The 14,468-nt window shown below is 37.5% G+C and carries 12 protein-coding genes; 1 reads left to right on the top strand and 11 read right to left on the bottom strand.

Annotated features, from left to right (window positions below):
* Window positions 1-10: 10 nt before the first annotated feature.
* Entirely contained in the window at window positions 11-1,882 is a 1,872-nt protein-coding gene (locus tag ACK3CR_RS18515) for a beta-glucoside-specific PTS transporter subunit IIABC (RefSeq protein ID WP_243518916.1), read from the bottom strand.
* A 117-nt stretch (window positions 1,883-1,999) separates the two neighbouring features.
* The gene (gene licT / locus ACK3CR_RS18520) at window positions 2,000-2,848 is read right to left on the bottom strand and encodes a BglG family transcription antiterminator LicT (protein ID WP_113753192.1); all 849 of its coding nucleotides are present in this window, start codon (window positions 2,846-2,848) and stop codon (window positions 2,000-2,002) included.
* A gap of 271 nt (window positions 2,849-3,119) precedes the next feature.
* Here licT and ACK3CR_RS18525 point away from each other — a divergent pair, with 271 nt between their 5' ends.
* Window positions 3,120-3,722 carry a DUF4241 domain-containing protein gene (locus ACK3CR_RS18525; protein ID WP_243518913.1) on the top strand — a complete coding sequence of 201 codons (603 nt, stop codon included), beginning with the start codon at window positions 3,120-3,122 and terminating at the stop codon, window positions 3,720-3,722.
* 29 nt (window positions 3,723-3,751) lie between these two features.
* Here the strand turns inward: ACK3CR_RS18525 and ACK3CR_RS18530 are convergent, their stop codons facing one another.
* From ACK3CR_RS18530 to ACK3CR_RS18570, 9 genes are all read right to left on the bottom strand, one after another.
* Entirely contained in the window at window positions 3,752-4,060 is a 309-nt protein-coding gene (locus ACK3CR_RS18530) for an AtuA-related protein (protein WP_328122658.1), read from the bottom strand.
* Window positions 4,044-5,378, bottom strand: a complete 1,335-nt coding sequence (locus tag ACK3CR_RS18535) for an acyclic terpene utilization AtuA family protein (protein ID WP_488975918.1) — start codon at window positions 5,376-5,378, stop codon at window positions 4,044-4,046. The genes ACK3CR_RS18530 and ACK3CR_RS18535 overlap by 17 nt, the downstream gene beginning before the upstream one ends.
* A gap of 10 nt (window positions 5,379-5,388) precedes the next feature.
* Window positions 5,389-6,690: a CitMHS family transporter gene (locus tag ACK3CR_RS18540; protein WP_488975919.1), complete on the bottom strand. Its 1,302-nt coding sequence runs from the start codon at window positions 6,688-6,690 to the stop codon at window positions 5,389-5,391.
* Between the two features lie 474 nt (window positions 6,691-7,164).
* Window positions 7,165-8,517: a sigma-54 interaction domain-containing protein gene (locus tag ACK3CR_RS18545; RefSeq protein WP_488975920.1), complete on the bottom strand. Its 1,353-nt coding sequence runs from the start codon at window positions 8,515-8,517 to the stop codon at window positions 7,165-7,167.
* 331 nt (window positions 8,518-8,848) lie between these two features.
* Complete coding sequence (locus ACK3CR_RS18550; protein WP_488975921.1) at window positions 8,849-9,745, bottom strand: manganese catalase family protein; 897 nt, start codon at window positions 9,743-9,745, stop codon at window positions 8,849-8,851.
* Window positions 9,746-9,895: 150 nt separating this feature from the next.
* Window positions 9,896-10,741, bottom strand: coding sequence for a YitT family protein (locus ACK3CR_RS18555; protein ID WP_019392179.1), 846 nt, complete (start codon window positions 10,739-10,741; stop codon window positions 9,896-9,898).
* A gap of 163 nt (window positions 10,742-10,904) precedes the next feature.
* Window positions 10,905-12,044, bottom strand: a complete 1,140-nt coding sequence (locus ACK3CR_RS18560) for a bifunctional cystathionine gamma-lyase/homocysteine desulfhydrase (protein WP_243518890.1) — start codon at window positions 12,042-12,044, stop codon at window positions 10,905-10,907.
* Window position 12,045: 1 nt separating this feature from the next.
* Entirely contained in the window at window positions 12,046-12,966 is a 921-nt protein-coding gene (locus ACK3CR_RS18565) for a PLP-dependent cysteine synthase family protein (RefSeq protein ID WP_243518887.1), read from the bottom strand.
* A gap of 128 nt (window positions 12,967-13,094) precedes the next feature.
* The gene (locus tag ACK3CR_RS18570; protein ID WP_328122655.1) at window positions 13,095-14,441 is read right to left on the bottom strand and encodes an LLM class flavin-dependent oxidoreductase; all 1,347 of its coding nucleotides are present in this window, start codon (window positions 14,439-14,441) and stop codon (window positions 13,095-13,097) included.
* Between the last annotated feature and the right edge of the window lie 27 nt (window positions 14,442-14,468).

Here is a 14,468-nt window from a genome sequence, read left to right on the forward strand (position 1 = left end):
TCTCAGTTTATTATTTTATAACGGTAAACACAGGCTCTTTACTATTCACATGCTTAAATGTTGATGGCACAACATCTAAATATTGATCTGTATTTGTTACAATAACAGGCGTTGTTGTTCGGTATCCTTCTTTTTGAATACCTTCAATATCAAATGTGACAAGCTTAGTTCCCTTTTTCACTTTCTCTCCTTGAGAAACGTATGCTGAGAAATGTTTGCCATCAAGCTGTACTGTATCAAGTCCAACATGGATCAGCAATTCGATCCCATCATCACTTTTTAAGCCAATTGCATGCTTTGTTGGAAATAAAATAGATACTTCTCCATCAAACGGCGCATATACAACCCCTTCTGTAGGTTCAACAGCTACACCTTTCCCCATTGCACCGCTTGAAAAAACAGGGTCTTCTACATTTTCCAGTGGAATCATTTCTCCAACTAGTGGAGAAGAAAGTTCAGTCTTTTGGCTGTTTTTCATGTTAGTCACAGCAGGTTCTGCAGTTGCTGCTACCTCTGCTTTTCCTTCTGCTTTTTCCACTTTTTTCTTTTTGCCTTCAGCTCCAATAATAAAGGTTAAAATCGTTGCTGCTGCAAATGAAATACTAATTCCAATCACATATCCTACCATTGGAGAATAAGCAGGAATTGTAAACATGCTGTTAAATACAAACGTAAACACTCTTACATCGAACACTGCAATAAAGGCTCCTCCAAGTCCGCCTGATGCAAGTAAGATTGGAATAAGCTTTTTATAACGTAGGATAATTCCATAAAGAATTGGCTCTGTTACCCCTGCAAATAGTCCTGATAAAAGGGCAGCAAATGAAAGGGACTGCAAGTTTTTGTTTTTGCGAGCGCGAAGGTAAACACCAAGTGCAATTCCCATTTGAGCAAATGTTGCAGCTGCTGTAATTGGGTTAATCATATCTCCGCCACGTGAAAAGTTTGCAATCGAAATTGGCGTAATTCCCCAGTGAACCCCTAAAATAACGAGGATTGGCCAAGCAGCAGCAATTAAAACCCCTGTAAGAATTGCTGATTTATCTAGCATAAAGACAATGCCTGATCCAATGCCGGCACTTACATATTCAGCAAAAGGACCGAATGCAAGCGCTGTCAAAGGAACCATAATAAGCAAGCTGATCATTGGTACAAAGAATAGTTGAATTGTATCTGGCGTGTATTTTTTTAATACTTTCTCAAGCAACGCATAAATCGCAATCGCAATCAGCATCGGGAAAACCGTTGAAGAGTAATCAATTGCAAGAAGTGGAATATTTAAAAAGTTTATATTTCCACTCTGTTCAATAAGAGCCGTAAAATTGGGTTCCAAAAGTCCTGCTGCAATGGCTCCCCCTACAAATGGATTTGCATTTAATTTCCGTGCTGCTGTAATACCGACAAAGACTGGGAGAAAGTAAAACACTCCTCCAGATGCGGCATTTAAAACGGCATATGTTGTACTTTTAGCATCTAACACGTTTAAAAGAGTTAACACGGCAAGGAGGGCTTTGATCATCCCTGCTCCTGCTAAAGCGGGAATAAGCGGCGAGAACGTGCCTGAAATATATTCAAAGACGCGAGAGACAACGCTAACCTTTTCTCCACCGCCTTCTGCTCCTTCATCTCCACCTTTAATCGCATGGTTTTTCATAATCTCGCTGTATACTTTTCCAACGCGGTTTCCAACAACAACTTGAAACTGCCCGCCCTTTTCAACAACTGTAATCACTTCTGGGTGATTCGTTAGAGCATCTTTATTTGCTTCGCTATGCTTTCGAAGCTTAAAGCGAAGGCGTGTTGCACAATGGACAAGGGATATGATGTTTCCTTCTCCACCAACTAGTTCTACAATTTCATTACCAAGCTGCTTGTTATCCATAACTCTTTCCTCCTTTTTAACGTAAAAAACCTGAAGGGAACACAAAAAGAGCATAGTCTTTTCTCTGTTCTCTTCAGGTTTTGCCTGCTAACCAGTAACAATCCTAAATGAGTATAGTTATTTATTTTTTTCTCGATTAGAAACTCTATGAATGTGAATAATAAAGTATGATAACTCATCTTTCGTCATTTTAACATCGTACTCTTTTTGTAAATACTTCTGTACTTTTTTTGTACATTCGTCTGCTGCAGGATACTGATTTTTCACTTGTTCATAGAGAGAATTTTCTTCTTCATCATGCTCAAGCTCCCCGCGTAGCATTCGATAAGCAAAATAGCGCAAGTGTGTAATAAAACGATTGTAATTAATTGACTCTTCATCAAAGGAAATACCGTAGTGATAGTTGACAATATTTACAACACTATTCACGATATTTGTCATTTCCATTGTCTCTTCCATGCCTGATGAATCTTGACGGGCATTGAAAAGGTGAAGAGCAATTGATGCGCTTTCATCTTCTGGTAAACGAATGCCTGTACGCTCTTCAATCAAATTTAGAGCAAGAAGGGCAACAGCGTGTTCATCTTTATAAAATTTCTTAACTTCCCATAAAAGCGGGTTCTTAATGATAAGTCCTTCTTTAAAGCGGGTTAGTGCGAAATGAATATGATCTGTTAATGAAAGGTACACCGTCTCATTAAGCTGACATGATAGTTTTTTTTGAGCTAATTCAATAATATCATTTGATACTTCTAAATGAAGAAACGGAATATCTTTGAGAAGTTCAGATAATTTGTTAGCAGTGGATTCTGAGTGAATAACGAATGTTTTTTCAATCTTCTCTTCCTCAACTTCGTCTCCTGCTTTCTTTTGAAAAGCGAGTCCTCTTCCCATTACAACTATTTCTTGATTATGTTCACTTTCTGAAAGAATAACATTATTGTTGAAAATTTTCTTTATGCGCATAATGATTCACCTTGTCACTGAGATTTTGTTCGCTAACAAAAAAACCCGAACTCATGACAGCATTATAGAAGCCTATAATACTCTAATGAATTCAGGTTTTGCCTGCCGAACAGTAACAATCCTTGTCTATGAACTTAGTATACAACATAATGATTGCGCTTGCAAACACTTTTTTAGTACTATTTTCACTAAAAACGTATAGAGTTGAAATTTCTTTTCTTGTTTGCTGTTATACTAAGAAAGACTATTGGCTTAGAAAGGATGAAAATAGGTGCAAAAGCTGCTTTCTTTTCTTCTTCATGAAGAAGAAAACCTACACTATCAATCTATCGAGAACATTACCATTATATCTGGAAATGTCGTTGCATGTGATCCTAATTTTTTTGAGGAAAGTACCCCTTTCCAAAAAAATATTCAACCTGGCTCATATCCTGTTTCTTTACTATTAGATAAAGAAAACTCTGTCGCCGGATCTCTTATTACGTTTTCAAATCAAAAGCCAGTTCGCTTTGAAATGGCAACAAAACCTGGTCAACATATTAAAAATCTTGAGAAAAATATGATTTTTGGTCATCCTGTTGATACAGGTTTAAGCTGTTTTGCTGATGGAAGTGCTGTACTAAAGATGGAAGAGCTCGAAAGAAAGAAAATCAACGAGCTTGGAGATGACTTTATTAGCTTCTATGATGATGTTCTAGAAGAAAAACTTGAAGAACACAATGATATGTGGGGAAATTTAATCCTTGATGAAGAACATAACCTTAATGCCCTAGTCTTCTCTTCTGGATATGGAGATGGATTTTATGCCTCCTATTGGGGGATTGATGAAAAAGGACATGTTGTTTCTCTTGTGACAGATTTTAATATTTTGTAAGAGAATCCTGCCTACAAGGCAGGACTTTTTTACACATCAACTTCCATTTCCAACAGAGCATAGCTAAGGCTCTTTCCGTGTGTATCAATGCTTAATGATGTTGTCACACCTCCACGCATGGCGTTATAACACACAAATTGTAAAGCCGAAATATTAGGAAGTTCATATCTGATAACCTCCCCTTCTACAATTCCTTCTAAATGTTTCCTCACTTTTTCTGCTGTTATCTTTTCACAAAGCAAACGATAATCTTGTTCATTGTAAGGGATAAGGGAAAGCATAAGTGTGTTCCCTTTGTCACCTGCTCGACTATGAGCGATATCATATAGTTTTCTCATGTGTTATATGCTCCTCTACTGTTATCCTTAGCTTTACTTTATCTCGAGGTATAAAGGATGACACAATCCCAATAACATCATAAGCATATTTTCTAGCTCCTCCACCGCCAGCAGGTCCGTTCGTATAGAGAGCTTCAACTTCTTCTCCTATTAATCTTGCCCTCTCTAGCGTATCTGTCCTTCCTGCAACTCGCACCCTCACTTCATATGGTTGATTTCTATGATTAAATGATGAATAGTGCAGCGAAGAACAGCCGATATAATCGATTTGAAAATCTGGAAAAAATTTTTTTAGACGTCTTCCTATAACTTCTCCTGCAAGTTCCGCTCGTTTAAGTGCATGCTCTCCGCCATAGGAAATTTCCCCTTCCCCAATGAAACCAGCATGATAGCCAACACTTACTTTCAAATGTTCAGGCTTCTCGCTTCCACTACCTCCGTAAACGAGAACAGCATCTTTTTCCACTTGTTCTAAATGGACAGAAGTAAAATCAGCGCGTACATCAGGAGTTATATATTCATAAGGATTTAATACTTCATAAAGAAGCTGTTCCTTCACTGTTGCTAAATTTATTTCCCCTCCTGTTCCCTCTAACTTTCTAATAACTGCCCTTCCGTCTTTTTCAATTTCTGCATACGGAAACCCTAATGTATCGAGGTCCTGTACTGGCTTTTTAACAGGATCTGCAAAATATCCTCCTGCAACTTGCCCTCCACACTCAAGCAAGTGACCAATAACTGTTCCTTGCCCAAGCTTATTGTAATCTGTCAATGACCAACCATAGTGATGCACAATAGGAGCTAAAAAAAGGGAAGGATCAGCAGCTCTACCTGTGACAATAATGTCCGCCTCCGTCTCTAAAGCAGAGATAATCCCCTCTATACCAATGTACGCATTAGCAGATACAATTTTTTGATACGAGTACAACGGCTCATTTGTTTCTAAAGAAGGTGTTGTCAAATCAATGCTGTGAAAAACATCATCACCAGTTACAGCTGCTACTTTCACAGGAATATTAAGCTTTTTGGCAATCTCAACTACTTTTTTTGCAGCTTCAATGGGATTTGCAGCACCCATATTTGTAATAAGACGAACGTTATGTTTGTGAAGCGAAGGTAAAAGAAGCTCTATTCTTTTTTCTAAAAGAAGATCATATCCTTCTTTTTCATTTTTTTGCTTCCGCTTTTGAGCAAGAGCAATCGTGCGTTCTGCTAAACATTCTAAAACAAGATAGTCTAACTTCCCACTTTGTGCTAATAAAAGCGCAGGTTCTAACCGATCTCCTGAAAACCCCGCTCCAGATCCGATTTTTAACATATTTATCACCTCAAATAGAAATAGCTCCTGTTAAAAGAGCGAGAACAGTCATAACAAGCGTTGTACCAAAAGCCCATTTAAAAATAAATTTCTGATGATCAACTAGGCTTACTCCTGTTAGTCCAATAAGAATGAAAGTAGAGGCCGTTAGAGGACTAAGCGGAAATCCTGTTGTCATTTGTCCTAAAATAGCTGCTCTTCCTATTTCATGGGGGTTCACTCCAAAGCTTGCAGCAGTTTCACTCAAAATGGGTAAAACTCCGAAATAATACGCATCAGGAGTGAAAATTAAACTGAGTGGCATACTTGTTATAGCAACAAGAACAGGAAGATATCCCCCAAGTGAATCTGGAATAATAGAGACAAGTGATAAAGACATCTCTTCAATCATTTTAGTTCCTGTCAAAACTCCTGTGAAAATACCTGCAGCAAAAATCATTGTACAAACAACAATAATATTGCTTGCATGATTTGTAAGCCTTTCTTGCTGGTCTTTTGGATGCGGATAGTTAATAAACAAGGCAATAACAAAGGCCACAAGGAATAAAACAGGCATTGGAAGCAGTTCAACAATAAGAGAAACTAACAAAGCTAAAGTTAATAAAACATTGAACCAAAACAAATTAGGGCGTTTTGCACTTTCATCAACAGCTGCTGCTTGTTCTGACAGCGTTTTATAGTCTTCATCGGTTTTTAAAACTCCAAGTCTTCTCTGTTCTTTTTTCCCTAATATATAAGCAACAAATAGGACCCAAACCATTCCTCCAAGCATTGCTGGAATAATAGGATTAAAGATATCTGAAGACTGGGCATCAAGTGTTGCCATTGCCCTTGCTGTTGGTCCTCCCCAGGGCGTCATGTTCATAACTCCTGCAGCTAAGCCTACAACTCCTGATAGAATAAGAGGATTCATGTTTAATTTTTTATAGATAGGTAAAAGCGCTGAAATTGTAATCATGAATGTTGCTGCTCCGTCTCCGTCTAGATGGACAACTAGTGTCAGCAAAGCTGTTCCTACTACAATCTTTAAGGGACTACCTTTTACGACAGCCACTATTTTTGCAATCATTGGATCAAACAGTCCTGCATCAAGCATTAAACCGAAGTATAAAATAGCGAAAACAATCATAATTCCTGTTGGGGCGACTTGGATAAGCCCGTCTAACATCATATTTCCTAAGTCACGCCCAAATCCTCCAATTAAGCCAAACAAAATTGGCACAAGTACTAAAGAAACTAAAACCGAAACCCGTTTTGTCATAATGAGAAAAAGAAAAGTTCCGATTGTTAATAAACCTAACAATGCGATCATGTTTTTCCCCCTATCTTTTTTCGGCTAATAAGGTTCTATTTCCTTTCCACTTTGAATGCTTTCTACGTTGAGTCTATTTTGTGGCATAGCGATTTTTTTGCTTCTCCATCGATAAAGCTTTGGGCTTTTGTACTTTCAGACATACAAAAAAAACAACAAGCTGCTGGACTAGCTATAAAAAACTTTTTAAAGTGAGTTCTTTTCATCCCTTCTCTCCTTTCCTCTACATCCTTTCTTTACTTTATATAGTGCAAGATGCATGCCAATCTGATCATTTCTAACGTTTCTTTCTCAAAAACAGCGGTTTTTAAAGAAAAGAAATTCTCTAACAGTAAATTTATTTCGAAAACGCTTTCTGATAGTTTTCTAAATTTCTAGAACTCCCCTCGTTTCTCGAAAATGAATTTCCTTTATAAGAAGAGAAAAAGAAAAGATTTCTAAAAGGTTAGAACACTTTCTAACCTTTTAGAAATCTCACATGTTAAGCTTCTTTAACTTGTTGTACAAAGTAGCAAGAGAGATACCTAAGAACTCCGCTGCTTTTTTCTTTCCTTCAATATCATGTCCACATGCACTTAATGCTTTTTGAATATATTCTTTTTCTCTTCTTCTTATCATTTCTTGCAATGTTTCACTTTCTTCTTTGTTTTTTTCTCCTTTCTTTACAATAAATGAGGGTAAGTTTTCTACTGTAATTTGTTCGTTATCTGCCATACAGGTAGCATAGTCTACAGTATTTTTTAACTCTCTAATATTTCCTGGCCACTCATAATTTCTTAAAACGCGCACAGCTTCCTCCTCAAAAATGTACGAGGTAAATTCAGAAGCTTGAGATTCAATAAGTATAGAAATATCTTCTTTTCGCTCTCGTAAAGGAGGAACTTCAATGCGAATAACGTTTAATCGATAAAATAAATCTTCTCTAAAGTGTTTTTTGTGCACAAGCTGTTCGATATTACGGTGTGTCGCAGCAATAATTCTCACGTCGATTTCTCGCTCTTTTGTTTCTCCTACTCTTCGAAGCTTTTTCTCTTGTAAAACACGAAGAAGTTTAGCCTGCAGACTCGAGGGCATATCACCTATTTCATCTAGAAATAGGGTCCCTTCATGCGCTACTTCAAAGAGCCCTGGCTTGCCGTTTTTTTTCGCATTTGTGAATGCTCCTTCTCCGTATCCGAAAAGCTCGCTTTCTAGCAATGAAGATGGAATGGCTGCACAATTTACAGGAACAAATGCCCGTCCACTTCGTTCACTTTTATTATGAATACTTTGGGCAAATAGCTCTTTTCCTGTTCCACTCTCCCCTGTTATAAGCACGGGAAAAGAGGATGCTGAAGCCTTTTCAGCAATAGATATGGCTTTTTTCACCTTATCACTCTTACCAATAATATCTTTAAACGTATACTTTGCTTCATAAGCTCTATTCATCCGACTTTTTAATGTTTCAACCTTTTCTCTTTGCCTTTTTAATTCCTGAGAAAGCTTATCTACTTCTGTTAAGCTTTTACAAACTGAAACAGCTCCTACAACTTCTCCATTCAATATAATGGGGGCCATATCTACCATATATTCTCGGTCTTCTGTTTTTCTATACACCCCAGCTCTTGTTTTTCCATCCTTTAACGTTTGTGGAAGCTTAGCACCTCGTCTGTATGTACTGAGCGGTTTTCCAATAATATGTTGGGTCACGCCTGTAATCTTCGTGTATTCTGGATTAATCATTCTTACAATTTCATGCTTATCAATAACAAGAATTCCATCATGAATACAGTGAGCAACGGCTTTCCACCATTCTGCACTATATTGCATAGAAATCTCTTCCCTCATTTTTTAATCCCCCTTCTTATGTATTAAGAATAGGCTAGAAATACTTTTTATGAAAGGGTTTTCTTTTTGTATTAAAAATAACAGAACAATGAATTGTTCTGTCACATTTAAGGTAAGGGTGGCTTTCCCATTTGTTTTCAATTCTTTTTCTTAATGAAGGATCTCTTTATGTTTCTTCTCTCTACTTCTGCTATATCGAATCGTTCCTACTTTTTTAGATTGGGTATTTCCTTCCGTATACTTTGTACAAAATATAACAATAGGCTACTTTCTCAGAAAGAAACAGTGCTTCTTCTACAAAAAATTCCCCATTTTAAATAGGAACAACATGCTATATGCCAGCAGAGCTTTTTAAACGAGCTAATATTTTTATAAAGTCTTCCTCTGAAACACCTGGTGCAAACTCTTCTGTAATGGGTTCTAAGTCTGGAATTGTTCCTCCTCTTGGCGTTCCATCTACAACTTGAACAGGCTTTCCATCTGATGGATGAGGTCCTTTCCAAATTTTCGCTATTTGTTTATAATCCGCATCGCTAAATGTATATAGTTTCGTATGAACATTTTGCTCTTCAAATTTCCGAGCACTATCAAAACGCTTATTTTCGAGGTTTGGAATTGGGAGCAACTTTGTTACATCAACACCTGTTGCAACTTCAAGTGCTTTTGCATAAGCAACCGCATGCGTTGTACCTCGTACAAGCAGATATCCAATCATTTCCCGTGCAACAGGATGATCTGTCATTTCATATACGCGCATTTTATGCGTGCGTGCTCCACACTCAAGAAAAAAGTTGTGCAAAAGATCAAAGATCAAATTCCCACTTGTTACAACATAATCTCCTGTCCACGGCTGACCCATTGAATTAGCAGGAATTGCAGTTTGAGCTGTTGCAATAAAATGATGCGTGTTTCGTTTATCCTTCGCATCCCTCATTGGAGCAAGGTCTGGATCTTCTGGAAATGTTGTTCCTTCAATCATTAAATTAATCGCATTTGAGACAAGTTCAACATGGCCGAACTCTTCTGCCGTGATACTTGCAATCAGTTCATAAAAAGGACGGAACTTCTTTTTATGACGAAAGTTAAAAGATTGAAACATATAGTTATTAAGCGTTGACATCTCGCCAAATTTCCCGCCTAGAAGCTCCTGCACGGCAGCAGCAGCATTAGCATCTGGATGTACAGATTTGGGTAAATCGATAAGCAGCTTATCTATTCGTTTAATCATAGTTGTACCCTCCTTGTGACAACAATGCTGTCTATTACGTTGTATGATAAGAAGGGATTGTCTCATTCATCCATTGTTTTTTCTTATTTCCTGTTTCCCATTAAAATAAAAAAGCCTTTAAGATGATCATTCATCTTAAAAGCTTTTTGTTTATTTTGCAGAAGAGCTTATAAATCCAAATTTGCCTCCTACAACTTCTTTTACATCATGAATTACAATGAAAGACTGCGGATCTATTTTGGTTACATTTCGCTTTACTTTTAACAACTCGTTCTTTTTAATAACCGTATAGATAATATGCTTGTTTTTATTTTCATAAAAACCGTATCCATAAAAAATAGTAGCGGCATGTCCACAATTTTTCGTTACGTAATTTGCAATTTCTTCGTGTTTTGCAGACATAATTGTCACAGCTTTTTTATTATGAAACCCTTCAATAAAAATGTTCACAATCTTAGCGCACAAATACACAAAAATGAACGTATAAAGCGTATTGTGTACACCAATTGCGACAACAGATGCCAAGATAATTAAGCTATCCATATAAAACATACTTTTAGAAATATTGTAACCTTTTGTATAGTTCAGCAAATAGGCAAGAAGTGTTGTTCCTCCCGTAGAACCATCTGCAATGAAAATAAGAGCAAGCCCAGCCCCCATTAAAAGGGCTCCGAATACAATACCTAAAATCATATCTTCTACTTTAAATGGAATAAAAGCAACAAGGCTCAGGAATACAGACGTCATAAAGGCTCCTAACACAGTGTAAGCAATTGTTCTTTTCGTCAAAAATTTAGCTGAAATAGCAATAAACACAATGTTAACAACAAAAGTACTAACGCTTGTTGGGATATGAAAAAGATAATAAAGGACAAGAGCAATTCCAACAGAACTTCCATCCCCAAGCTTATTCGGTACAACAAAAAAATCAATCGAAGCTGCAACAAGAAGAGATCCAACTATAATGAGTAAAAGATCTTTATAAACAGTTTTCATATGGTTCCTCCTTTCTCTTGCTGTCTAAAGTTTTACCGTTTCTTATAAAGTCCGTTCTGTATTATATAGGCCTTTATAAAGCATGTCAACGTTATGAACGGAAATAACGAAAAAGATCTTCTCTTCCACAAAAAAAGACAAAGATATCTTTGTCTTTTTTACATTATTGAAAAGATAAGGCTTCTTTTAAGTCTTCTATTAAGTCATCTTTATCTTCAAGACCTACTGAAATACGAATTAATCCATCTGTAATGCCTAATTGTTCACGTCTTTCTTTTGGAATTGACGCATGAGTCATAAGAGCTGGAATCGAAATTAAGCTCTCAACAGCACCAAGACTTTCAGCAAGTGTGAAATATTTTGTTTTCTTTACTAGTTCTCTTGCTTTTTCCTCTGTCTCTACTTCAAACGAAATCATTCCACCAAATCCTCGCGCTTGGGTTACAGCTAGTGAATGATTTGGATGAGAAGAAAGACCAGGATAGTACACATTCTTCACTTCTGAATGCTGAACTAAAAAGTCTACAATCTCCCTTGCATTTTGCTCATGTTCTTCCATTCGAATGCCAAGCGTTTTTATGCCTCTCATAAGAAGCCATGAATCATGTGGACTAAGTATGGCTCCTGTTGAGTTTTGAACGAAATGGAGATCATCTCCTAGTTTCTTGTTATTCACCACGGCTAACCCTGCTACAACATCACTATGCCCACCAAGATATTTTGTGGCACTATGAAGAACAATGTCAGCTCCAAGCGTAATCGGATTTTGCCAATAAGGCGTACTAAACGTGTTATCTACAATCGTAAGAAGGTTATAGCGCTTGGCAATTGCAGCCGCTTCTTTTATATTTGTAATCTTTAGTAATGGATTTGTTGGTGTTTCAATAAAGATGGCCTTCGTATTTTTTTTAATCGCCGGCTCTATGTTTTCTACCTTACTTGTATCTATGAATGTTGCCTCAATGCCAAAGCGACTTAACACTTTCGTAATGACCCGAAAAGATCCTCCGTATACATCATCACTTAAAAGAAAATGATCTCCTTTTTGAAACAGAAGAACAACAGATGTTATGGCAGCCATTCCTGAACTAAATGCAAAGCCTCTTTCTCCCTCTTCTAAATCTTTAATAAGTTCTTCTACAGCAAAGCGGGTTGGATTTCCTGTTCGAGCATACTCATATTCCTTCGGCTCACCTGGTTCTTCTTGTTTATACGTACTTGAATGGTATATAGGAATAGAAACCGCTCCTGTTTCTTTGTCAGTCGAGATACCACCATGAATAAGCTTAGTTTTCTTCCTCATTCTACTCTCCTCCATATATGTGCTGACTTAAATAGCGTTCACTTGAATCAGGGAAAATTACTACAATTTTTGATCCCTGACTTGCCTTTTTACTTTCTTGCAGTGCTGCATAAAAAGCAGCACCAGATGAACTTCCAACAAACAACCCTTCTTTGCGAGCTAACTCTTTAACCATTGTAAAAGCATGATGATCTTCTATCGTATGAATGGCATCAAAATAAGAAGGATTCATATATGAAGGAAGAAATTCCATCCCAATTCCTTCTGTTTCATGAGGACCAGGATCTCCTCCATTTAGAATAGAGCCTGTAGGTTCTACAATAACTGTTTTAACTTCTTTTTTTTGTTCTTTTAAGTACTTCGCTGTCCCCATAAAAGTTCCACCTGTGCCTGCTCCAGCAACAAATACGTCAATGTCCCCACCAAGCTCTTTCCATATCTCAGGTCCTAATGTTTTGTAATATGTTTCAGGATTTTGATCATTCGCAAACTGCTGCGGAGCATATGAATTTGGAATTTCCTTTAACAACTCCTGCGCCTTATGAATGGCTCCTTTCATTCCAAGCTTTGTTGGGGTGTTTACTACAGTAGCTCCTAGCGCTTTCATTAGTTCCTGTTTTTCTACACTAAACTTCTCCGGTACGCAAAAAATCACGTTCACGTCTTTATGAATGGCAGCGAGAGCCAACCCAATTCCTGTATTACCTGCAGTTGGTTCAATAATGGTTCCACCGCTTTGTACTAATCCTCTCTGGAATGCCTCTTGAAGAAGATGCTGACCAAGACGGTCTTTCACACTTCCTCCTGGATTGAAATATTCAAGCTTTGCAAACAACCGAATATTTGAAGGAAGAGAAAAATGTGTGATTTCTAAAAGAGGTGTCCGGCCAATGAGATCGTGGACGCTTCGGAAAATGGTCATACTATCTGCTCCTTTTAAGCAAATTAACGATAAATTATGCGGTTTAAAAGTTCGCAAAAAACAAATATTTTTAATCAATTAATTTCTATAGGTATAGTATGATTTTGTTTCAAAACCGTTCTCATTTTTTATAATCTCCCTTTATATATTGAACGAGCGTATCGATTCTTTGGTTTCCTAAGGCCTAAATGTTCTCTTAGTGTTGTTCCTTCATATTCACTCCGGTATATTCCTTTCTCTTGGAGAAGAGGCACAACATATTGAACAAAATCTTCTAATCCTGCCGGAAGTAAGGGGCATTGAAGCATAAATCCGTCAGAGGCTCCTTCTTCTATCCATTTCTCCATTTCATCAGCAATTTGGTGAGGCGTGCCTACGAACGCATCCTTCCTTCCCGCTCCAACAAAACGATAGTATAAATCTCCAACGGTTAATTTTTCTTCTTTCATAATACGCTTCATTTCATCAAACTGACTTTGAATGCCGTTTACTTTCGGGAAATTAATCTCTGATGCTAGCATATTTAAAGGGTATTTTGTAAAATCAATATTTCCCATATATCCTGATAAAAATTGCAGCCCTTCGTAGGATGAAAGAAGACGCTGTAGTTCAGTATACTTTTCGTGAGCTTCCGCTTCTGTCCGGCCAATAATAGGTGATATCCCTTGAAGAATGGACAAACTCTCAGGATCACGGTTAAATGTTTTCATCTGACTTTTTAAGCTTTGATAATACTTTTTTGCTTCTTCTTTGCTGTCTTTATGGATAAAAACTACTTCTGCTGTGCGAGCGGCAAGACGTTGACCTGAAGGAGAAGAGCCAGCTTGAACGATCACAGGTTGACCTTGTACAGATCTTGCAATATTGAGCGGTCCACGAACAGAAAAGAAGGTTCCTTTATAGTTTAGTCTATGGAGTTTTTCTTCATTAAAAAACGTTCCCTTTTCTTTATCCAATACAAACGCATCGTCTTCCCATGAATCCCAAAGTCCTTGTACAACGTCAATAAATTCTTCTGCCCGTTCATAACGAACGTCGTGTTCTTCATGAGTTTCCCGACCAAAATTTTGAGCCGTAGCTCCTGTAGCATCGCCTGTTGTCACAAGGTTCCACCCCGCGCGGCCTCTGCTTATATGATCAACAGAAGCAAATTGGCGAGCCAGAATATATGGCTCGCTATACGTAGTTGAGGCAGTTGCAACAATTCCGATTTTAGAGGTAGCTTCTGCTAGTGCTGTAATTAAAACGATGGGGTCAAATCGATTTAAAATATTAGGGTGAGATTGTTCATTGATCGCCAGGCTGTCTGCAATAAAAGCAATATCAAATTTCCCATTTTCAGCAACGCGGGCTAATCTTTTATAATGTTCAACATCTATGCTTGCTTTCGGATTTGCTTTTGGATGTTTCCACGAGGCAACATGCATTCCTGTTCCAACAAGATAAGCTGCCAACTTCATCTGTTTTTTGCTCATAAACCCTCTTCCTCCTTCATTAAAATC

It is taken from the genome of Priestia sp. TRM10, from assembly GCF_057808375.1.

Excerpts from the sequence above, each read along its gene's own strand:
- ACK3CR_RS18535 (WP_488975918.1), bottom strand. The coding sequence starts at position 5,378 with ATGTTAAAAATCGGATCTGGAGCGGGGTTTTCAGGAGATCGGTTAGAA.
- ACK3CR_RS18570 (WP_328122655.1), bottom strand. The coding sequence starts at position 14,441 with ATGAGCAAAAAACAGATGAAGTTGGCAGCTTATCTTGTTGGAACAGGA.
- ACK3CR_RS18565 (WP_243518887.1), bottom strand. The coding sequence starts at position 12,966 with ATGACCATTTTCCGAAGCGTCCACGATCTCATTGGCCGGACACCTCTT.
- ACK3CR_RS18545 (WP_488975920.1), bottom strand. The coding sequence starts at position 8,517 with ATGAGGGAAGAGATTTCTATGCAATATAGTGCAGAATGGTGGAAAGCC.
- ACK3CR_RS18555 (WP_019392179.1), bottom strand. The coding sequence starts at position 10,741 with ATGAAAACTGTTTATAAAGATCTTTTACTCATTATAGTTGGATCTCTT.
- ACK3CR_RS18515 (WP_243518916.1), bottom strand. The coding sequence starts at position 1,882 with ATGGATAACAAGCAGCTTGGTAATGAAATTGTAGAACTAGTTGGTGGA.
- ACK3CR_RS18540 (WP_488975919.1), bottom strand. The coding sequence starts at position 6,690 with ATGATCGCATTGTTAGGTTTATTAACAATCGGAACTTTTCTTTTTCTC.
- ACK3CR_RS18560 (WP_243518890.1), bottom strand. The coding sequence starts at position 12,044 with ATGAGGAAGAAAACTAAGCTTATTCATGGTGGTATCTCGACTGACAAA.
- ACK3CR_RS18550 (WP_488975921.1), bottom strand. The coding sequence starts at position 9,745 with ATGATTAAACGAATAGATAAGCTGCTTATCGATTTACCCAAATCTGTA.
- licT (WP_113753192.1), bottom strand. The coding sequence starts at position 2,848 with ATGCGCATAAAGAAAATTTTCAACAATAATGTTATTCTTTCAGAAAGT.
- ACK3CR_RS18530 (WP_328122658.1), bottom strand. The coding sequence starts at position 4,060 with ATGAGAAAACTATATGATATCGCTCATAGTCGAGCAGGTGACAAAGGG.